The sequence below is a fragment of the Pseudomonas asiatica genome (assembly GCF_040214835.1).
GTDB classification, from domain to species: Bacteria; Pseudomonadota; Gammaproteobacteria; order Pseudomonadales; family Pseudomonadaceae; genus Aquipseudomonas; species Aquipseudomonas putida_Z.
The window spans coordinates 1,111,077-1,131,931 of sequence record NZ_CP157874.1; the positions used below are offsets into that span (position 1 = coordinate 1,111,077).

The window sequence follows — 20,855 nt, forward strand, 5'->3', positions numbered from 1 at the left end:
CTGCGCACTCGATCTTTAAGGTAGGTAATCGACCTTGAGTCCTTTGGGGCTGCTGCGCAGCCCATCGCGACACAAGGCCGCTCCTACAGGGGAGTGCGGCGCCTTTGAGGTGAACCATGACCACAGCAACCGCCCAACTGCGGGCCTCACCCCTGGACGCGCTACAGCGCTGGCTGCCCAAGCTGGTGCTGGCGCCGAGCATGTTCATCGTCCTGGTGGGCTTCTACGGCTACATCCTCTGGACCTTCGTCCTGTCCTTCACCACCTCGACCTTCCTGCCGACCTACAAATGGGCCGGCCTGGCGCAGTATGCCCGGCTGTTCGACAACGACCGCTGGTGGGTGGCAAGCAAGAACCTGCTGCTGTTCGGCGGCCTGTTCATCGCCATCAGCCTGGTCATCGGCGTAGTGCTGGCGGTCTTGCTGGACCAGCGCATCCGTCGCGAAGGTTTCATCCGCACCATCTACCTGTACCCCATGGCGCTGTCGATGATCGTCACCGGCACCGCCTGGAAGTGGCTGCTCAACCCCGGCATGGGCCTGGACAAGCTGCTGCGTGACTGGGGCTGGGAGGGCTTTCGCCTGGACTGGCTGATCGATCCCGACCGGGTGGTGTACTGCCTGGTGATCGCCGCCGTGTGGCAGGCCTCGGGCTTCATCATGGCAATGTTCCTCGCCGGCCTGCGTGGCGTCGACCCGTCGATCATCCGTGCCGCGCAGATCGATGGCGCCAGCCTGCCGCGCATCTACTGGCGCGTGGTACTGCCCAGCCTGCGCCCGGTGTTCTTCAGCTCGCTGATGATCCTCGCGCACATTGCCATCAAGAGCTTCGATCTGGTGGCGGCGATGACTGCCGGCGGCCCTGGCTACTCGTCCGACCTGCCGGCGATGTTCATGTATTCGTTCACCTTCAGCCGCGGCCAGATGGGCATGGGCTCGGCCAGCGCCATCCTGATGCTCGGGGCGATCCTGGCGATCCTCGTGCCTTACCTGTACTCGGAGCTGCGGAGCAAACGCCATGCATAGCCCTCTCGACAAAGCGGTGCTTAGCCCGAGCCGCATCGCCATCCACGCAGTGCTGTTGCTGGCGGTGCTGCTGTACCTGGTGCCGCTGGTGGTGATGCTGCTGACCAGCTTCAAGACCCCGGACGACATCAGCACCGGCAACCTGCTGAGCTGGCCGGTGGCAATTACCGGCATCGGCTGGGTTAAGGCCTGGAGCACGGTCAGCGGTTACTTCTGGAACTCGATCATGATCACCGTGCCAGCGGTGCTCATCTCCACCGCCATCGGCGCGCTGAACGGCTATGTGCTGTCGATGTGGCGCTTCCGCGGTTCGCAGCTGTTCTTCGGCCTGCTGCTGTTCGGCTGCTTCCTGCCGTTCCAGACCGTGTTGCTGCCGGCCTCGTTCACCCTCGGCAAGCTCGGCCTGGCCAGCACCACCACCGGCCTGGTCCTGGTGCACGTGGTCTACGGCCTGGCCTTCACCACGCTGTTCTTCCGCAACTTCTACGTGAGCATCCCCGATGCGCTGGTCAAGGCTGCGCGCCTGGACGGTGCCGGGTTCTTCACCATCTTCCGCCGCATCATCCTGCCGATGTCCACGCCGATCATCATGGTCTGCCTGATCTGGCAGTTCACCCAGATCTGGAACGACTTCCTGTTCGGCGTGGTGTTCTCCAGCGGCGATTCGCAACCGATTACCGTGGCCCTGAACAACCTGGTCAACACCAGTACCGGGGCCAAGGAATACAACGTCGACATGGCGGCGGCGATGATCGCCGGCCTGCCAACCCTGCTGGTCTACGTGGTGGCAGGCAAATATTTCGTCCGCGGGCTGACTGCTGGCGCGGTAAAGGGGTAAGTCATGGCAACGCTCGAACTTCGCAATGTGAACAAGACCTACGGCAGCGGCCTGCCGGACACCCTCAAGGACATCCAGCTGTCGATCAAGGATGGCGAGTTCCTGATCCTGGTCGGCCCGTCGGGTTGCGGCAAGTCGACCTTGATGAACTGCATCGCCGGGCTGGAGCAGATCACCGGCGGCGCGATACTCATCGACCAGCAGGACGTCAGCGGCATGAGCCCCAAGGACCGCGACATCGCCATGGTGTTCCAGTCCTACGCGCTGTACCCGACCATGAGCGTGCGCGAGAACATCGAGTTCGGCCTGAAGATCCGCAAGCTGCCCCAGGCCGCCATCGACGAGGAAGTGGCGCGGGTGGCCAAGCTGTTGCAGATCGAGCACCTGCTGGCGCGCAAGCCGGCGCAGCTGTCCGGTGGCCAGCAGCAGCGCGTGGCCATGGGCCGGGCGCTGGCGCGGCGGCCGAAGATCTACCTGTTCGATGAACCGCTGTCCAACCTCGATGCCAAGCTGCGCGTCGAAATGCGTACCGAAATGAAACTGATGCACCAGCGCCTGAAGACCACCACCGTGTACGTCACCCATGACCAGATCGAGGCCATGACCCTGGGCGACAAGGTGGCGGTGATGAAGGACGGCATCATCCAGCAGTTCGGCACCCCGCAGCAGATCTACAACGATCCGGCCAACCAGTTCGTCGCCAGCTTCATCGGTTCTCCGCCGATGAACTTCATCCCGGTGCGCCTCACGCAACAGGACGGGCGCCTGCTGGCCGTGCTCGACAGCGGCCAGGCGCGTTGCGAACTGCCTCTGGGGGTGGCTGCAGACGAGCTGGAGGGCCGCGAAATCATCCTGGGCATCCGCCCCGAGCAGATTGCCCTGGGTGCAGCCGAGGGCAATGGCCTGCCCGGCATTCGCGCCGAGGTGCAGGTGACCGAGCCCACCGGGCCAGACCTGCTGGTGTTCGTCACCCTCAACCAGACCAAGGTCTGCTGCCGCCTGGCGCCGGATGTGCCGTGCCGGGTCGGCGACAGCCTGAACCTGCAATTCGACCCGGCCCGGGTGCTGCTGTTCGACGCCGCCAGCGGCGAGCGTCTGCACCTGGCCACTACTGCCGCAACCATGAAAGACAATGTGGCGCACTTCAAAGGCCGATAACTCGTCTACACCGTCAATAAGAACAAAGAGGACGCAAAGGGATGGAACAGCGCAAACGCATCAGGACATTAGGTTCGCTCGCCTTGCTCGCACCGCTGGCGATGGCCGCTGGCAGCGGCGCGCAGGCTGCCGAGGCTTTTTCCAGCGAATCGAAGTGGATGACCGGCGACTGGGGCGGCACCCGCACCGAGCTGCTGGAAAAGGGCTATGACTTCACTCTCGATTATGTCGGTGAGGTTGCCGGTAACCTGCACGGCGGCTACAACGACGACAAGACCGCGCGCTATAGCGACCAGTTCGCCCTGGGCGCGCACCTGGACCTGCAGAAAATCTTTGGCTGGCACGATGCCGAGTTCAAACTGGCGATCACCGAGCGCAGCGGCCGCAATCTGTCCAACGACCGCATCAGCGATCCGCGCGCCGGGCAGTTCAGCTCGGTGCAGGAAGTGTGGGGCCGCGGCCAGACCTGGCGCCTGACCCAGATGTGGGTCAAGCAGAAGTACTTCGACGGCGCACTGGACGTCAAATTTGGCCGCTTCGGCGAGGGCGAGGACTTCAACAGCTTCCCCTGCGACTTCCAGAACCTGGCCTTCTGCGGCTCGCAGGTGGGCAACTGGGTCGGCGGCATCTGGTACAACTGGCCGGTCAGCCAGTGGGCGCTGCGGGTGAAATACAACATCACCCCGGAATTCTTCGTCCAGGTCGGCGCCTTCGAGCAGAACCCTTCCAACCTGGAAACCGGCAACGGCTTCAAGCTCAGCGGCAGCGGCACCAAGGGCGCGATCCTGCCGGTGGAAGCGGTGTGGTCACCCAAGGTCAATGGCCTGCCGGGCGAGTACCGCCTGGGTTACTACTACAGCACGGCCAAGGCCGACGATGTGTTCGATGACGTCAACGGCAACCCGCAGGCGCTGACGGGCGAAGCCTTCAAGTCGCACTCCAGCAAGCATGGCTGGTGGGTGGTGGCGCAGCAGCAGGTCACCGCCCATGGTGGCGACGTCAACCGTGGCCTGAGCCTGTTCGCCAACTTCACCGTGCACGACCAGGCCACCAACGTGGTCGACAACTACCAGCAGCTGGGGCTGGTCTACAAAGGCGCATTCGACGCCCGGCCCAAGGACGATATCGGCTTCGGCGTGGCGCGCATTCATGTGAATGACGACGTGAAGAAGCGCGCCGAACTGCTCAACGCCCAGAGCGGCATCAGCGATTACGACAACCCAGGCTTCGTGCCGCTGCAGCGTACCGAGTACAACGCCGAGCTCTACTACGGCTTCCACGTCACCAACTGGCTGACCGTGCGGCCCAACCTGCAGTACATCAAGAGCCCCGGCGGGGTGGATGAGGTGGACAGCGCGCTGGTCGCGGGTTTGAAGATTCAGTCGTCATTCTGAGAGCAATTGTTGTAAATTTACGCCAATCCACTTCGGTACCCGGCAGCCACTGGCCTTCAGTGGTTGTCGGGGATAGGCCGAGACAGCGCTATCTCAAACAACAAGAGCTCTGAACCATGCCCGAACATCCGCTCCATCGCTTCTTTACCTCGCAGCGGCCCCGGCCGACATTCGAGTGGGAGCGTTACCAGCAGCGCGATGTGCTGATCATCGACCATCCCCGTTGCCAGGCGGTGTTCAGCCGCCAGGGTGCGCAACTGCTGCATTTTCAACCAGCGGGTGAACGGCCCTGGCTGTGGTGCGCCGAGCAGTGGCCGCAAGTGGGGGCGATCCGCGGTGGTGTGCCGGTGTGCTGGCCATGGTATGGCCGCCACCCCAGCGAGGACTTGTGGCCGGCCCATGGCTGGGCGCGCCTGCTCGACTGGAAGCTGGTGGACAGCCGCGAGGACGAAGAGGGCGTAACCCTGAAATGGCGGCTGGACCTGTGCGACTGGCAGGTCGACCTGCATGCCCGGCTGGGTAGCCGCATGGAGCTCAGCCTGAGCACCGAGCACCAGGACAGCGAACCCTGCCAGCTGAGCCATGCCCTGCTGGCCTACTGGCGCATCAGTGACGTGTCCGAGATAGCGCTGTCCGGGCTGGAGGATATAGAAGGCTACGACCGCCTGAACCGCCAGGCCTGCCGTGAAGATGGCGCGCTTAAGCTCAAGGGCGGCTGCCAGAAGGTCTACCCCGGCACGCCGCGGGTGCAACTGCAGGACCCGGCCTGGCAGCGCGAGCTGTGCATCGATACCGGTGACAGCGACGACACGGTGGTCTGGCACCCGGGCAACCGCCCGCTGATGGGCGTGACCGGGCGTGAATGCCAGCGCTTCGTCTGTGTCGAGGCCGCCAGCGGCAGTGGCGAGGGCCTGAGCCTGGCGCCGGGGCAGCGTGCCCACCTGCGCCTGCAGGCACACCGGCTCAGTTGAGCTCGTCGTCCTCGATCGGGTAGCGGCTGGCGTTGAGGCTTTCCTTGATCTTGCGCAGGTGCGGCTGGAAGTCCACGCCGCGACGCAGGGTCATGCCGGTGGCCAGCACATCGAGCACGGTCAGCTGGATGATCCGCGAGGTCATCGGCATGTAGATGTCGGTGTCTTCCGGCAGCGGAATGTGCAGGCTCAGGCTGCAGGCATTGGCCAGTGGCGAACCGGCGGCGGTCAGGCCCAGCACCGAGGCGCCGTTTTCCCGGGCCAGGCGGGCCACCTCGACCAGTTCGCGGGTGCGCCCGGTGTAGGAGATGATCACGAACAGGTCGCCGGTGTGTGCCACCGAGGCCAGCATGCGCTGCATCAGCACATCGGCGTGGGCCGATACTGCCAGGTTGAAGCGGAAGAACTTGTGCTGGGCGTCCAGCGCCACCGGGGCCGAGGCTCCCAGGCCGAAGAAGTGGATCTGCCGGGCCTGGATCATCATGTCCACGGCACGGCTGACCTGCTGCGGGTCGAGCTGCTGGCAGGCGCTGTCGAGCGAGGCGATGGCACTGGCGAAGATCTTCTGGGTGTAGGCGGCCGGGTCGTCGTCAGCCTCCACCGCGCGGCTGACGTAGGCGGCGCCGCTGGCCAGGCTCTGCGCCAGCTGCAGCTTGAGCTCGGGGTAGCCGCTGACGCCGAACGAGCGGCAGAAGCGGTTGACGGTCGGTTCGCTGACCTTGGCCGCCTGGGCCAGCGCAGCGATGCTGAAACGGGTGGCTTGTTGCGGGTTGAGCAGGATGACTTCGGCGACTTTGCGTTCGGCCTTGTTCAGCTCGTCGAGGCGGCCCTGGATCTGTTCCAGGAGGTTTCGCACGCGGTCCATGGGGTGTGTCCTTGGGTCGGGAAGACAGCCGGCTGTGGGAGCAGCAGGCTTTTTGCACGGTCGTCTATCGTACTGTCGGCGCGGTTGACGTACCACTTGTCTGTAACACTTGTGTGTAATGTTGTGGTTTTTACTACATTATCCCTTGAAAACCGTATGTGAAAGCGGTATTCCTAGACCAACTTTAGGAAAGAACCAACATCATGGCTGCGATCAGTGTCGAACCTTGCACCTTTGCCCTGTTTGGCGCCCTCGGCGACCTGGCATTGCGCAAGCTGTTTCCTGCGCTCTACCAGCTCGACCGGGCCAACCTGTTGCACCCGGAAACCCGCCTGCTGGCGCTGGCCCGCGAGGCCGGTAGCGCGCAGGGCCACCTGGACAGCATCGAAGCGCACCTGCGCCGGCATGTGCCCGAGGCCGATATCGAGCCCGCCGCGCTGGGCCGTTTCCTCGCCAGGCTGAGCTACCAGCACCTGGACTTCCTCCAGCCCGAGGGCTACCAGGCCCTGGCCGAGCAGTTGCCGGGCGAGCTGCCGCTGATCGCCTACTTCGCCACCGCTGCGGCGGTGTACGGGGCCATCTGCGAAAACCTCGACAAGGCCGGGCTGGCCGAACGCACCCGGGTGGTACTGGAGAAGCCCATTGGCCACGACCTGGAGTCGTCGCGCCGGGTCAACGATGCCGTGGCGCGGTTCTTCCCAGAGAGCCGGGTCTACCGCATCGACCACTACCTGGGCAAGGAAACGGTACAGAACCTGATCGCCCTGCGTTTCGCCAACAGCCTGTTCGAAACCCAGTGGAACCAGAATTCCATCTCCCATGTGGAGATCACCGTCGCCGAGAAGGTCGGTATCGAAGGCCGCTGGGGCTACTTCGACAAGGCCGGCCAGCTGCGCGACATGATCCAGAACCACCTGCTGCAGCTGCTGTGCCTGATCGCCATGGACCCGCCCAGCGAACTGTCGGCCGATGCCATCCGTGACGAGAAGGTCAAGGTACTAAAGGCCCTGGCACCGATCACCGGTGAAGGGCTGAGCACCCGTGTGGTGCGCGGCCAGTACATCGCCGGCTACAGCGATGGCAAGCCGGTGCCTGGTTACCTGGAAGAAGACAACGCCAACGCCCAGAGCGACACCGAAACCTTCGTCGCCCTGCGTGCCGACATCCGCAACTGGCGCTGGTCGGGGGTGCCGTTCTACCTGCGTACCGGCAAGCGCATGCCGCAGAAGCTGTCGCAGATCGTCATCCACTTCAAGGAAACGCCGCACTACATCTTCGCCCCGGAACAGCGTTTGCAGATCGGTAACAAGCTGATCATCCGCCTGCAACCGGACGAAGGCATCTCTTTGCGGGTGATGACCAAGGAGCAGGGCCTGGACAAAGGCATGCAACTGCGCAGCGGCCCGTTGCAGCTGAATTTCTCCGATACCTGGCGCAGTGCACGGATTCCGGATGCCTACGAGCGGCTCTTGCTCGAAGTGATGCGCGGTAACCAGAACCTGTTCGTGCGCAAGGACGAAATCGAGTATGCCTGGAAGTGGTGCGACCAGCTGATCGCCGGCTGGCGTAACGCGGGCGATGCGCCCAAGCCATACGCGGCAGGCTCTTGGGGGCCGATGAGCTCGATTGCACTGATCACACGCGATGGGAGGTCGTGGTATGGGGATATCTGAACTGAAACTGCCAGCGGCTGTGAAGGTACACGAGCTGGCGGATGCCAAGGCTCTGGCCGCGACCCAGGCCCATGACGTGGCCGAGCGCCTGCGCGCGGCCATTGCCGCCAAGGGCCAGGCCTGCGTGGTGCTGTCCGGTGGCCGCAGCCCGGTGCCGTTCCTCGAGCAGCTGGCCAGCGAAAACCTCGACTGGGCCAAGGTCACCGTCAGCCTGGCCGATGAGCGCTGGGTGCCGGTGGAGCACGCCGACAGCAACGCCGGCCTGCTGGCCCGCCACCTGTTCAAGGGCGCGGCGGCCAAGGCCCGCTTCGTTGGCCTTTACCAGCAGGCGGAGAACCTCGATGCCGCCGCGGGCAAGGCCGATCAGGCCCTGGCCGAACTGCCGCCGATCGACGTACTGGTGCTGGGCATGGGGGATGATGGCCATACCGCTTCGCTGTTCCCTGCCAGCCCCAACCTGGAGGCAGGCCTCGACCTGGCCAACCCACGCCGCTGCCTGCCCTTGCTGGCACCGAGCGTGCCGCGCCAGCGCCTGTCGATGACCCGCTCGCTGCTGGCCAGCTCCGCCTTTACCGCGCTGTCCGTACAAGGGCAGGGCAAGCTCGCTACCCTGCGCGCCGCGCTGGCTGGCACCGACCTTACCGAAATGCCGATTCGCGCTTTTCTTCACGACCCCCTGGACATCTACTGGTGCCCATGAGCCAAGGATCCACAGTCATGACCACCCTCGAACGCCCACAGCCCAAGCTCTCGATGGCCGACAAAGCCGCACGGATCGACGCCATTTGCGAAAAGGCGCGCATCCTGCCGGTGATCACCATCGCCCGTGAGGAAGACATCCTGCCGCTGGCTGACGCCCTGGCCGCCGGCGGTATCCGTACCCTGGAAGTGACCTTGCGCTCGCAATATGGCCTGAAGGCCATCCAGGTGTTGCGTGAGCAGCGCCCGGAGCTTTGTGTCGGCGCCGGCACCGTGCTCGATCGCGGCATGTTCGCCGCCGTTGAAGCTGCGGGTGCGCAATTCGTCGTTACCCCTGGCATTACCCAGGACATTCTCGAAGCCGGTGTGGACAGCGCGATCCCGCTGCTGCCAGGCATCAGCACACCGTCCGAAATCATGATGGGCTACGCCCTGGGCTACCGCCGCTTCAAGCTGTTCCCGGCGGAGATCAGCGGCGGCGTGGCGGCGATCAAGGCCTTTGGCGGCCCGTTCGGCGATATTCGTTTCTGCCCTACGGGCGGTGTGAACCCGGCCAACGTGCGCAATTACATGGCGCTGCCCAATGTGATGTGCGTGGGTGGTACCTGGATGCTCGACAGCAGCTGGATCAAGAACGGCGACTGGGCGCGGATCGAAGCGTGCAGCGCGGAGGCGATGGTGCTGCTGGACGCCAACTGAATTTGTTGTGTGCTTTACGGCTTGTGGGGCGCTTGGTCGGCGCCCCTTTTTTTGCCTGGAGATCTTGCAGCGCTTGTACCGGCCCTTTCGCGGGTGAACCCGCTCCCACAGGTACTTTACAGATGCTGAGTGCAGCGCGATCCCTGTGGGAGCGGGTTCACCCGCGAAGAGGCCGGCACAGGCCAACAAAAAAGCCCGCATCAAACGATGCGGGCTTCCTCATTCATTGCGGCACGGCTCAGGCCGCCTTGGCTTCCTGCAGGCTCAGCGAGCGGTTCAGCGCGCTGAACAGTGCCTTGAAGCTGGCCGTGGTGATGTTTTCATCGATACCCACACCATGCACCGGGCGGCCACCGGCCACGCGCAGTTCGATATAGGCCGCGGCCTTGGCATTGGTACCGGCGCCAATGGCATGCTCGTTGTAGTCCATGATCTCCACGGCAATCGGCAGGCCGGCCACCAGTGCTTCCAGTGCGCCGTTGCCCTTGCCGCGCCAGTGCAGGGTGGTTTCGCCTTCACCGGCGACTTCCACTTCCACGGCGCTGTGGCCGTTCTCTTCCTGCAGGCGGTGGCTGACCAGCGCGTACGGGGCGTTGGCCTGGAGGTATTCCTTGTGCAGCAGGCTGTAGATCTGCTGGGCGGTCATTTCCAGGCCCAGGCGGTCGGTTTCACCCTGTACTACCTGGCTGAACTCGATCTGCATGCGGCGCGGCAGGCTGATGCCGTATTCCTGCTCGAGCAGGTAGGTGATGCCGCCTTTGCCCGACTGGCTGTTGACGCGGATTACCGCCTCGTAGCTGCGGCCGATGTCGGCCGGGTCGATCGGCAAGTAAGGCACTTCCCACAGCTCGCCTTCCTGCTGCTTGGCGAAGCCCTTGCGGATGGCATCCTGGTGCGAGCCGGAGAACGCGGTGTGGACCAGGTCGCCCACGTACGGGTGGCGTGGGTGCACCGGCAGCTGGTTGCACTCTTCGACCACCTTGCGCACGCCGTCGATGTCGGAGAAGTCCAGCAGCGGGTCGATGCCCTGGGTGTAGAGGTTCAACGCCAGGGTCACCAGGTCGACGTTACCGGTACGCTCGCCGTTGCCGAACAGGCAGCCTTCGGCGCGATCGGCACCGGCCATCAGGCCCAGTTCGGTGGCGGCAATGCCGGTGCCACGGTCGTTGTGGCAGTGCAGGCTGATGATCACGCTGTCGCGACGGCTGACATTACGGCAGAACCATTCGATCTGGTCGGCGTAGATGTTCGGGGTGGACACTTCCACGGTGGCCGGCAGGTTGAGGATGATCTTGTGCTCGGGGGTAGGGTTCCACACCTCGATGACCGCGTCGCAGACTTCCTTGGCGAACTCCATCTCGGTGGCGCTGAAGGTTTCCGGCGAGTACTGGAAAGTCCACTGGGTTTCCGGCTGCTGGGCGGCGTACTTGACGAACAGCTTGGCCGCGTTCACCGCGATGTCCTTCACGCCTTGCTTGTCCTGGTTGAAGACGATGCGGCGGAACGACGGGCTGGTGGCGTTGTACAGGTGGACGATGGCCTTCTTCGCCCCGCGCAGCGACTCGAAGGTGCGGGCGATGAGGTCTTCACGGGCCTGGGTGAGCACCTGGATGGTGGTGTCGTCCGGGATGTGGCCGTCTTCGATCAGCATGCGCACGAAATCGAAATCGGTCTGCGAAGCGGATGGGAACGAGGCTTCGATTTCCTTCACGCCAACCTGCACCAGGGTCTTCCAGAAGCGCAGTTTCTTCTCCGAATCCATTGGCTCGATCAGCGACTGGTTGCCATCACGCAGGTCGGAGCTGCACCAGATTGGCGCGGCGGTGATGGTCTTCGACGGCCAGGTACGGTCAGGCAGGTCGATGGTCGGGAAAGCGCGGTATTTCTTCGAAGGGTCTTTGAGCATGGTCATGGAAGCAATCCTTTTGTGTGCGGCCGAGATCGGGCCTGCCGAGCGATAACGAGATGAAAGGCGAGGCGACGCGATTCAGCCTGGTAGTCGGGCGCTGACCAGGCAGAGGCTGCGATGTTGTCGGAGCAGGATGAGGGTGCTGAAGGTTTTCATGCCTTCAACCCTAACCAGTGGGGTGGGGGATGGCAAGCGTTCAGGAAAAATTGAGAGGAATGCTTAAAAAAAGCTTATAGGCGAGATTTTATAGCAGGAAAGCAAGGCTGGCTTCTTGATTGTTGCGCAGTATTTTTCGATGGCGCAACACAGTTGAACTGATGTCGACTGTGCTGGCCCTTTCGCGGGTGAACCCGCTCCCACAGGTGCAGCGCCATCCCTGTGGGAGCGGGTTTACCCGCGAAAAGGCCGGCACAGGCAGTACCGCTCTCAGGGCTGGAACGCGCCAATGAAAATCGCCGGATCCACCCGCGCATCGTTCAGGCTGACGTTCCAGTGCATGTGCGGCCCGGTAGCCCGCCCGGTCGAGCCCACACGCCCCACCACCTCGCCCCGGCGCAGCTGCTGCCCCACCTGCACATCGATCTTCGACATATGGCAGAACATGCTGATAAAGCCCTGCCCGTGGTCGACGAACACTGTACGGCCATTGAAGAAGTAATCGCCCACCAGGATCACCTTGCCATTGGCCGGGGTCTTGATCGGCGTGCCGGCCGGCACCGCGAAGTCCAGCCCGGCATGCGGGTTGCGTTCTTCGCCATTGAAGAAACGGCGCACGCCGAACTTGCTCGACAGCGGGCCACTGACCGGCTTGTCGAGGATCAGGTTGCTCGGCAGGGTCGGGCTGAAGCTGCGATAGGCCTTGATCTGCTCGGCCAGCTCACGATCGATGCGCTTGAGGTCGGCCGGGTTCGGGTTGACCTGGCGTGTGTTCTTCAGGGTGATGCGCTGCTCGGGGTATTTCTTGCTACCGACCGTGAAGGGCAGGGTACGGCCGTCCTGGCTCAGCACCGCGGTGCCGGGCTTCTGGGTCAGCGGGATGCCAACGATGGCCAGCCAGTTGTCCTGCTCTTTCACCACCAGCACCGGCTTGCCGTCGAAGCGGGCGCTGGGCGCGCTGGCGGCGGGGCCGAGGTCGACCACCGCCACGCCGCCGGGTACCGGCTTGTTCAGCGTGCGGGTGATGTAGCTGGCCTGGGCGCCGCCGGCCAGCAGCAGGAGGGAAAGGGCAAGCAGGGGCGCGAGCAGGCGGGGCATGTGTCAGTCCAGAAGTGAGAGGGTGACCGGGGTCAGGTGGTTGTCTTCGACCCGCACCAACAGCTCGCCTTCGTTCAGGCGGGCGGTCAGGCGCTGGCCATTGCGGGTCTGTTCGGCGTTGCGGATGGCCTGGCCCTGTTCGTCCAGCAGGATGCTGTAGCCGCGGGCGATGGTGGCCAGCGGGCTGACCACCTGCAGCGTCTGCAACTGGGCCTGGAAGCGCTGGCGGCGGTCCTTGAGCACCTCGCGCATGGCCCGTGGCAGGCGCTCGGCCAGGCTGTCCAGGCGTTGGCCCAGCAGTTTCAGGGTGCGCCCCGGGTGCTGCGCGGCGAGGCGGGTGTCCAGGCGTGCCAGGCGCTCGTGGCGCTGGTTGAGGTTGAGCATGAACGCGCGGCGCAGGCGCATGTCCAGGTCGTCCAGGCGTTGGGCCTGCTGGCGCAGGCGCTCGCCCGGGTGGCGCAGGCGCCGGGTCAGCGACTCCAGGCGCAGGCGGTCGTGGGTCAGGCGGTTCTGCATGCGCAGCAGCAGGCGCCGTTGCAGGCCATCCAGGCGTTGCTGCAGGCCACTGTTGTCGGGGGCCAGCAGCTCGGCGGCAGCAGAGGGTGTGGGCGCGCGCACGTCGGCGACAAAGTCGCTGATCGAGACATCGGTCTCATGGCCCACGGCGCTGACAATCGGCGTGACACAGGCGGCCACGGCCCGCGCCACGGCTTCTTCGTTGAAGCACCACAGGTCTTCCAGCGAGCCGCCGCCCCGGGCCAGGATCAGCGCATCGAACCCCAGGCTATCGGCCAGGCGGATGGCGCGCACGATCTGTGCAATGGCTTCGCGGCCCTGTACTGCGGTGGGGATCAGGTTCAGCTCCACCTGCGGGGCGCGGCGACCGAACACACTGATGATGTCGCGGATCACGGCTCCGGTGGGCGAGGTGATGATGCCGATGCGCTGCGGGTGGGCTGGCAGCGGCTGCTTGCGTTCGGCGCTGAACAGCCCCTCGGCACCGAGCTTTTCCTTCAGTGCTTCGAAGGCCAGGCGCAAGGCGCCATCACCGGCCGGCTCGACGGTGTCGAGAATCAGCTGGTAGTCGCCACGCCCTTCGAACAGCGAAACCTTGCCGCGTACCCGCACCGCCAGGCCGTCGCGCAGGGCCTGGCGCACCCGTGTGGCGTTCTGCCGGAACAGCGCGCAACGCACCTGTGCGCCGCTGTCCTTGAGGGTGAAGTACATGTGGCCGGACGCCGGGCGGGCGAGGTTGGAAATCTCGCCTTCCACCCACACGCTGCGGAACACGTCTTCCAGCAGCACGCGGGCGCGGCCGTTGAGTTGGCTGACGGTAAGGACCTCGCGGTCCAGGCCGAGTCGTTCGAAAGGGTCTCTGATCATGGCGGGCATCATAAAGGACATCGGCCCCGGTTGTCTGTCCCGGCCCTATCGCCGGCAAGCCGGCTCCCACAGGTTTCGCGCTGGCTTGGGCCTCATGCTGTCCCTGTGGGAGCCGGCCCAGCCCTTTGGGCTGCGCTGTCGCGTAGATAACTGAAAGTGCAAGCAGTCCGCATACCCTGTGGGAGCGGCTTTAGCCGCGAAGAATCCAACGCGGTGCATGCCACCGGCTGCGCCGGTGTTCGCGGCTAAAGCCGCTCCCACAGGGCACCTGCTAATTCCAGTTATGTGCAGTTCTATGGGGGCAGGCCCTTCAGGCCTGCATCGCCGTCACGAACTGGCGCACCATCGAGCCTGCATCCCGCCTGCAAGCCATTGCCACAGTACTCTCACACCCTCCTTCCAGCGCCACGAAGCTGACTGAGGGGGGCGCAATCTCACGCATGCATTCCGGCAGCAATGCCACCCCAAACTCCGCCTGAATCAGCTGCAACTGGGTGGTCTTGCGCGACAGCACCTGCGCCGCGCGCGGGAAAAAGCCTGCCTCCATGCACATCGAGGCCGACAGGTAGCTCAGCCCGCCACGGTCCCGGTGCGGAATGGAAATGAAGCGCTCTTCCCGCAGTTGTTCCAGTCTCACCTGTGGCGCGCTGGCCAAGGGGTGCGCGGCGGCGACCGCCAGCAGCAGGGGTTCGCTGAACAGTTCATGCAGCACCACCCCTTCATGCTGGCGCAGCACCGGCAAGCGCAGCAGGCCGATATCCAACCGCCCGGCAGCGATATCCTCCAGTTGCGCCTCCGACGACTGCTGGGCAATTTCCAGCGAAACCCCTGGGTTGTCGCGCAAGTAGCCGCCCAGGCGAGCCAGCAACGGGCCGGTCAGCGGTACGGTACTGGAGTGGTTCAGGCGCAGGCTGCCCTGCAACCCTTCGCCAATATCGCGGGTAACCCTCTCGGCCTGCGCCAGGTCGGCCAGCAAGCGCCGCGCCCGTTCCAGGAAAGCCTGGCCAGCCAGTGTCAGGCGCGGCAGGCGCGCGGTGCGTTCGAACAGCGGCGTGCCCAGTTGCTGCTCCAATTCCTTGATCTGCCGGCTCAGCGCCGACTGGGCGATGTACAGCCGCTCGGCGGCAGCGCTGAAGCTGCCGCATTCGGCGATTTCCACGAAGTAACGCAATTGGCGGATCGACGTCATGTCATGCCTTTTCGAGATGAGTGTGGCGACAAAGGCATATTAGTCGGCATGGCTCATGGCTGGCTAACCTTTGCCTGTCTTCCCAGGAACTGCTGCCATGCTCGCCCAACTGTCGTTTTCCGGCCTTGACTGGCTGCCCATCCTGCTTGGTGTTGGCGCTGCCTACATCGTCTTCGGCATCGCCGGTTTCGGCACCGCGCTGGTGGCCGGCCCAGTGCTGATCCACTTCATGCCGCTGTCGCGGATCATCCCGCTGCTGGTGCTGCTGGACTTCGTCGCCGCCTTCGGCAACCTGCTGCCCTCGCGCCGCGATGTCGTACGCGGCGAACTGCTGCGGCTGCTGCCGTTCATGGCCATTGGCTGCACGCTGGGCGTGGTATTCCTGCTACAGCTGAAGTCCGACCTGTTGCTGCTGCTGATGGGCCTGTTCGTCACGGCCTATGCCCTGTACGGGCTGGCGGTGAAGGTGCGGCCGGCCAGTTTGTCGGGTTTCTGGGCAATGCCGATGGGCACGGCAGGCGGGCTGTTCGGTGCCTTGTTCGGCAGCGGCGGCTTCCTTTATGCCCTGTACCTGAGCGCGCGGCTGGAGGTGAAGGAACAGGTGCGCGCTACCCAGAGCGCGCTGATCAGTTGCAGTACGGTGGTGCGCCTGACACTGTTCCTGATCGCAGGCGTCTATGCCGACCAGAACCTGCTGCTGCTCGCCGCCTGCCTGTTGCCGGTCATGCTCGTCGGCCTCTGGGTAGGGCGCAGGCTCACCCACCGGCTGTCCCGCGAAGCTTTCGTGCGCCTGGTCACCTGGCTGGTGCTGGCCAGCGGCCTGGCGCTGATCGGTCGCTACCTGAGCGCCTGAGCAGGCGGTAGAATTGCGCCAATACCGCAGTTTTTTCAGGCTTGTCCCGTTCATGAACACCCAGAGCATCATCGTTCCCAAGCTGTCTACCGTCCCGGTGCACGAAGCCCGGGCCCGCGCCATCCTGCGCTGGCTGGTGCGCGAGAAAGTCGTCGAGGAACAGCTGACCACCTGTGGCCGCACCGGCAACCGCATGGGCCATGCCCTGGCCGAAGGTGCCCGCAAAGTGGCCCTGCACCCGCAGAAACTGCCCTTCGGCGAGCAGGTCAACGGCCTGGAGGTGATGCTCAAGCGCTGCATCTATACCCCTACCGAAGGTTTCCTCGAAGAGGCCGGTTGCCCCGAGTGCCGGCGCGAGGTGGGTGAGCCGCTGTTCGAAAGCCTGGAAGAATGGATGCCGGCGGTGAGCGACAACTTCACCTGCCCGTTGTGCGGCTTCGAAGATGACATCAATGGCTTCATTTACCTGCAGCCATGTGCCTTTTCCAACCTGGGGTTCATCTTCAACAACTGGGGCGAGGCCGGGTTCACCCAGGCCTTTCTCGACAGCTTCGCCGACTGGCTCGACCAGCCGGTGACCGTGGTACAGGTAAAACTGCCACAAGGCTGACCGAAGGCCCTTATTTTGCATTGAGCGGCGCGCCGTGCATGAGTATAATGGCGCGCTTCCATTTTTCCCGCCCGGGAGCCCCCGCGATGCTGCGTATCAGCCAAGAAGCCCTGACCTTCGACGATATCCTCCTTGTACCTGGCTATTCCGAGGTACTGCCCAATGAAGTCAGTCTCAAGACCCGTTTGACCCGCGGCATCGAGCTGAACATTCCGCTGGTTTCCGCCGCCATGGATACCGTGACCGAAGCGCGCCTGGCCATTGCCATGGCCCAGGAAGGCGGCATCGGCATCATCCACAAGAACATGACCATCGAACAGCAGGCCAGCGAAGTCCGCAAGGTCAAGAAGTTCGAGGCTGGCGTGGTCAAGGACCCGATCACCATCGACGCCGACGCCACCGTGCGCGACCTGTTCGACCTGACCCGCCTGAACAACATCTCCGGCGTTCCGGTGCTGGCGAACGGCGACCTGGTCGGCATCGTCACCTCCCGTGACGTGCGCTTCGAAAGCCGCCTGGACGCCAAGGTCCGCGAGGTGATGACCCCGAAAGAGCGTCTGGTCACCGTCCGCGAAGGCGCCGACAAGAACGAAGTCCGCGAGCTGCTGCACAAGCACCGCCTGGAAAAAGTCCTGATCGTTGACGACAAGTTCAACCTCAAGGGCATGATGACCGTCAAGGACATCGAAAAGGCCAAGGCCTACCCGCTGGCCAGCAAGGACGACCAGGGTCGCCTGCGCGTCGGCGCCGCGGTCGGTACCGGCAAGGACACCGGCGAGCGCGTTGCCGCCCTGGTGGCTGCTGGCGTTGACGTGGTGGTGGTCGACACCGCCCACGGTCACTCCAAAGGTGTGATCGACCGCGTTCGCTGGGTCAAGGAAACCTACCCGCAAGTGCAGGTGATCGGCGGCAACATCGCCACCGGCGCTGCTGCCAAGGCTCTGGCCGAGGCTGGCGCTGACGCGGTCAAGGTCGGTATCGGCCCGGGCTCGATCTGCACCACCCGTATCGTTGCCGGCGTCGGCGTGCCGCAAATCAGCGCCATCGCCAACGTTGCCGCTGCACTGGAAGGCACTGGCGTGCCACTGATCGCCGACGGCGGCATCCGCTTCTCGGGTGACCTGTCCAAGGCCATCGTCGCCGGTGCTTCCTGCGTGATGATGGGTTCGATGTTCGCCGGTACCGAAGAGGCTCCGGGTGAAGTCGAACTGTTCCAGGGCCGTTCCTACAAGGCCTACCGCGGCATGGGCTCGCTGGGTGCCATGGCACAGGCGCAAGGCTCGTCCGACCGCTACTTCCAGGACTCCTCGGCCGGCGCCGAGAAGCTGGTACCGGAAGGCATCGAAGGCCGTGTTCCCTACAAGGGTGCCCTGGCCGCGATCATCCACCAGCTGATGGGCGGCCTGCGTTCGTCCATGGGCTACACCGGCAGCGCAACCATCGAAGAGATGCGCACCAAGCCGGAATTCGTGCGCATCACCGGTGCCGGCATGGCCGAGTCCCACGTGCATGACGTGCAGATCACCAAAGAAGCCCCTAACTACCGCGTAGGCTGAGGCTTCAAGCAATACAAGCATGCGGGGCTGTCATGACAGCCCCGCGTCGTTTCCGATTTCCACTGACGAGATTGAGTCATGGCCCTCGACATTCACGCTCACCGCATCCTGATCCTCGATTTCGGTTCCCAGTACACCCAGCTGATCGCCCGCCGCGTGCGCGAAATCGGCGTGTACTGCGAGCTGCATCCGTTCGACATGGACGATGAAGCGATCCGCGAATTCAACCCGCGCGGCATCATCCTCGCCGGCGGCCCCGAGTCGGTCCACGAAGCCAACAGCCCGCGCGCCCCGCAGGCGGTGTTCGACCTGAACGTACCCGTGCTGGGCATCTGCTACGGCATGCAGACCATGGCCGAGCAGATGGGCGGCAAGGTCGAAGGTTCCGACCTGCGTGAATTCGGTTATGCCCGCGTGGACGTGGTCGGCAAGAGCCGCCTGCTCGACGGCATCGAAGACCACATCGACGCCGACGGCGTACTGGGCCTGGACGTGTGGATGAGCCACGGCGACAAGGTCACCCAGATGCCGGGCAACTTCCACGTGCTGGCCAGCACCCCGAGCTGCCCGATCGCCGGCATGTTCGACGACGCGCGCGGCTACTACGGCGTGCAGTTCCACCCGGAAGTGACCCACACCAAGCAGGGCGGTCGCATCCTGTCCCGCTTCGTGCAGGACATCTGCGGCTGTGAAGCCCTGTGGACTCCGTCCAACATCGTCGAAGACGCCATTGCCCAGGTGCGTGAGCAGGTTGGTTCGGCCAACGTCCTGCTTGGCCTGTCCGGCGGCGTCGACAGCTCCGTTGTTGCCGCACTGCTGCACCGCGCCATTGGCGACCAGCTGACTTGCGTATTCGTCGACAACGGCCTGCTGCGCCTGCACGAAGGCGACCAGGTGATGGCCATGTTCAAGGAGAACATGGGCGTCAAGGTCATCCGCGCCGACGCTGAAAAGCAGTTCCTCGACAACCTGGCCGGCGAAGCCGACCCGGAGAAGAAGCGCAAGATCATTGGCCGCACCTTCATCGACGTGTTCGATGCCGAAGCCAGCAAGCTGGAAAACATCCAGTTCCTCGCCCAGGGCACCATCTACCCGGACGTGATCGAATCGGCTGGCGCCAAGAGCGGCAAGGCCCACGTGATCAAGTCGCACCACAACGTCGGTGGCCTGCCTGAGGAAATGAACCTCAAGCTGGTCGAGCCGCTGCGTGAACTGTTCAAGGACGAAGTGCGCAAGATCGGCCTGGAGCTGGGCCTGCCGTACGACATGGTCTACCGCCACCCGTTCCCGGGCCCGGGCCTGGGCGTGCGTATCCTCGGTGAAGTGAAGAAGGAATACGCCGACATCCTGCGTCGCGCCGACCACATCTTCATCGAAGAGCTGCGCAAGGCCGACTGGTACCACAAGACCAGCCAGGCATTCGTGGTGTTCCAGCCGGTCAAGTCGGTTGGCGTCGTTGGCGACGGCCGTCGCTACGCCTGGGTCGTGGCCCTGCGTGCCGTCGAGACCGTGGACTTCATGACCGCGCGCTGGGCACACCTGCCGTACGAGCTGCTGGAAACCGTCAGCGGCCGTATCATCAACGAAATCGACGGTATCTCGCGCGTTACCTACGACGTGTCGAGCAAGCCGCCAGCGACCATCGAGTGGGAATGATCCCGCCTCGCGGTTAATGAAACGGGCCTGCATTGCAGGCCCGTTTTTTTTGCCAAACCCTACTCGGCCCCGGGAGAATGCCCGAAATACGCCTTGTAGGCATGGCAGAAATTGGCAGGGTTGGCGTAGCCGACATGGTATGCAACCTGCGATACCTGCCATCGACGCTCCAGCAGAAGGGCGCGGGCCAGTTCCATTCTTTGTTGCCGAACGTATTGCAGGAGCGACCGGCCGTATTCGTGGCTGAACGCGCGGCGCATGGTGGTTTCGCTCACCCCCAATTGGCGAGCGAGGGCTGCAGCAGTGGGCGGGGCGTTCAGGTTTTCGTCGAGCTGGCGGCGCGTTTCAACGGCCAGATCGCGGCGCCCCCGGTCCTGAATCTTCTCGGCAGACCTGTGCCCGATCAGGTGGCTGGCCAGCTCCAGCACGATGGCCAGGCTCAGGCTCTCGCAATGCAGGCGCCTGAGCCCGCCGGTGTAGGGCGACAGATAGAGCTGCTGGAACAGGCGGCTTACCGCTGGGCACTGCGGCAACTGGTCGAAGCGCATGCCATCGGCGACCAGCGCCAGCAGAGGCTTCAGCTGCGCGTCGTCACGGGCCAGCTCGTGCAGGTAATCGCCAGCAATACGTACCCCGGCCATACGGGCGTGACTGTTGGCGGGCAATTGGTCCTGCGCCTCCAGGCTTTCACCAAGGCCCAGCATGTGCAATTGGCCAGAGGCATAACTGTTGAGCCTTCCGTCCACCGTGTGCTGCCACGCCCCGTCGAACACCTGCACGATGCACAGGCTTTGCGGCAGCACTTTGTCGATCTTCAGCGGCTCCGGAAATTGCAGGTTGCAATCGAAGTACTGCAACCCGTCGTGTACCGTCTGCGCCCGATAGTGGCCGGACGCGCTGCCCATCACCCGCGCGCTGTTCGCGTCCAGCACACCGGCCTCGGCGAGTGAGCCGGGGCTATCGAATGAAAAGTCGGTGTCGAGGTAGGGGCTGATCGATCGCATGTGCGCTAGGCATCCTTGGCTGAGGGCGGCATGGCCGGAAATGGTAACGCGTGCACATTTTCAGCGACAGCCATTGTGCGCACGGCGCTGTCTGTTGTGCGAACCGGTCAGCGGGGTTG

18 protein-coding genes are annotated in these 20,855 nt (G+C 64.1%); 12 read left to right on the forward strand and 6 right to left on the reverse strand.

All coding sequences use genetic code 11. The features are described from left to right. Positions 1-116 precede the first annotated feature (116 nt). From ABNP31_RS05110 to ABNP31_RS05130, 5 genes are all read left to right on the forward strand, one after another. Positions 117-1,025 carry a carbohydrate ABC transporter permease gene (locus ABNP31_RS05110; RefSeq protein WP_025337868.1) on the forward strand — a complete coding sequence of 303 codons (909 nt, stop codon included), beginning with the start codon at positions 117-119 and terminating at the stop codon, positions 1,023-1,025. After that, the gene (locus ABNP31_RS05115; protein ID WP_075043901.1) at positions 1,018-1,863 is read left to right on the forward strand and encodes a carbohydrate ABC transporter permease; all 846 of its coding nucleotides are present in this window, start codon (positions 1,018-1,020) and stop codon (positions 1,861-1,863) included. Before ABNP31_RS05110 ends, ABNP31_RS05115 begins: the two co-directional genes overlap by 8 nt. Positions 1,864-1,866: 3 nt before the next feature. Next, a complete protein-coding gene (locus ABNP31_RS05120) occupies positions 1,867-3,021 on the forward strand; it encodes an ABC transporter ATP-binding protein (RefSeq protein ID WP_025337870.1) in 1,155 nt (384 codons plus the stop codon). A 101-nt stretch (positions 3,022-3,122) separates the two neighbouring features. Continuing rightward, positions 3,123-4,415, forward strand: a complete 1,293-nt coding sequence (locus ABNP31_RS05125) for a carbohydrate porin (RefSeq protein ID WP_350013401.1) — start codon at positions 3,123-3,125, stop codon at positions 4,413-4,415. Between the two features lie 116 nt (positions 4,416-4,531). Further along, a complete protein-coding gene (locus ABNP31_RS05130) occupies positions 4,532-5,386 on the forward strand; it encodes a D-hexose-6-phosphate mutarotase (protein WP_013971129.1) in 855 nt (284 codons plus the stop codon). Here ABNP31_RS05130 and hexR read toward each other — a convergent pair. Beyond that, positions 5,379-6,242, reverse strand: coding sequence for a DNA-binding transcriptional regulator HexR (gene hexR / locus ABNP31_RS05135; protein ID WP_169774905.1), 864 nt, complete (start codon positions 6,240-6,242; stop codon positions 5,379-5,381). The two genes, ABNP31_RS05130 and hexR, sit on opposite strands and share 8 nt — an antisense overlap. A gap of 212 nt (positions 6,243-6,454) precedes the next feature. On the opposite strand from hexR, the gene zwf reads away from it, so the two are divergent. From zwf to ABNP31_RS05150, 3 genes are read left to right on the forward strand one after another with little or no spacing between them, the layout of a single operon-like run. Continuing rightward, positions 6,455-7,924, forward strand: a complete 1,470-nt coding sequence (gene zwf, locus ABNP31_RS05140; protein ID WP_085664535.1) for a glucose-6-phosphate dehydrogenase — start codon at positions 6,455-6,457, stop codon at positions 7,922-7,924. After that, positions 7,911-8,624 (forward strand): 6-phosphogluconolactonase, encoded by a 714-nt coding sequence (gene pgl, locus ABNP31_RS05145; RefSeq protein ID WP_350013057.1) that lies wholly within the window; start codon positions 7,911-7,913, stop codon positions 8,622-8,624. Before zwf ends, pgl begins: the two co-directional genes overlap by 14 nt. 17 nt (positions 8,625-8,641) lie before the next feature. Further along, on the forward strand, positions 8,642-9,322 hold the full coding sequence (locus tag ABNP31_RS05150) for a bifunctional 4-hydroxy-2-oxoglutarate aldolase/2-dehydro-3-deoxy-phosphogluconate aldolase (RefSeq protein WP_350013058.1): 681 nt from the start codon (positions 8,642-8,644) through the stop codon (positions 9,320-9,322). A gap of 238 nt (positions 9,323-9,560) precedes the next feature. On the opposite strand, the gene leuA is transcribed toward ABNP31_RS05150, so the two are convergent. From leuA to ABNP31_RS05170, 4 genes are all read right to left on the reverse strand, one after another. Further along, positions 9,561-11,234 (reverse strand): 2-isopropylmalate synthase, encoded by a 1,674-nt coding sequence (gene leuA / locus ABNP31_RS05155; protein ID WP_085587545.1) that lies wholly within the window; start codon positions 11,232-11,234, stop codon positions 9,561-9,563. Positions 11,235-11,657: 423 nt separating this feature from the next. Further along, positions 11,658-12,485 (reverse strand): M23 family metallopeptidase, encoded by an 828-nt coding sequence (locus tag ABNP31_RS05160; RefSeq protein WP_085616742.1) that lies wholly within the window; start codon positions 12,483-12,485, stop codon positions 11,658-11,660. 3 nt (positions 12,486-12,488) lie between these two features. Then, complete coding sequence (gene xseA / locus ABNP31_RS05165; protein WP_350013059.1) at positions 12,489-13,868, reverse strand: exodeoxyribonuclease VII large subunit; 1,380 nt, start codon at positions 13,866-13,868, stop codon at positions 12,489-12,491. A gap of 310 nt (positions 13,869-14,178) precedes the next feature. Beyond that, on the reverse strand, positions 14,179-15,057 hold the full coding sequence (locus tag ABNP31_RS05170) for a LysR substrate-binding domain-containing protein (RefSeq protein WP_350013060.1): 879 nt from the start codon (positions 15,055-15,057) through the stop codon (positions 14,179-14,181). Between the two features lie 97 nt (positions 15,058-15,154). Here ABNP31_RS05170 and ABNP31_RS05175 point away from each other — a divergent pair, with 97 nt between their 5' ends. The 4 genes from ABNP31_RS05175 (at position 15,155) to guaA (ending at position 19,732) form a co-directional block, all read left to right on the forward strand. Beyond that, complete coding sequence (locus tag ABNP31_RS05175; protein WP_025337879.1) at positions 15,155-15,910, forward strand: sulfite exporter TauE/SafE family protein; 756 nt, start codon at positions 15,155-15,157, stop codon at positions 15,908-15,910. 52 nt (positions 15,911-15,962) lie between these two features. Further along, positions 15,963-16,520, forward strand: coding sequence for a sugar ABC transporter ATPase (locus ABNP31_RS05180; protein ID WP_075043909.1), 558 nt, complete (start codon positions 15,963-15,965; stop codon positions 16,518-16,520). An 86-nt stretch (positions 16,521-16,606) separates the two neighbouring features. Next, on the forward strand, positions 16,607-18,076 hold the full coding sequence (gene guaB / locus ABNP31_RS05185) for an IMP dehydrogenase (RefSeq protein ID WP_046617114.1): 1,470 nt from the start codon (positions 16,607-16,609) through the stop codon (positions 18,074-18,076). Positions 18,077-18,154: 78 nt separating this feature from the next. Next, positions 18,155-19,732, forward strand: coding sequence for a glutamine-hydrolyzing GMP synthase (gene guaA, locus ABNP31_RS05190; RefSeq protein WP_013971139.1), 1,578 nt, complete (start codon positions 18,155-18,157; stop codon positions 19,730-19,732). Between the two features lie 59 nt (positions 19,733-19,791). On the opposite strand, the gene ABNP31_RS05195 is transcribed toward guaA, so the two are convergent. Further along, complete coding sequence (locus tag ABNP31_RS05195) at positions 19,792-20,736, reverse strand: helix-turn-helix transcriptional regulator (protein ID WP_085587553.1); 945 nt, start codon at positions 20,734-20,736, stop codon at positions 19,792-19,794. Positions 20,737-20,855 lie beyond the last annotated feature (119 nt).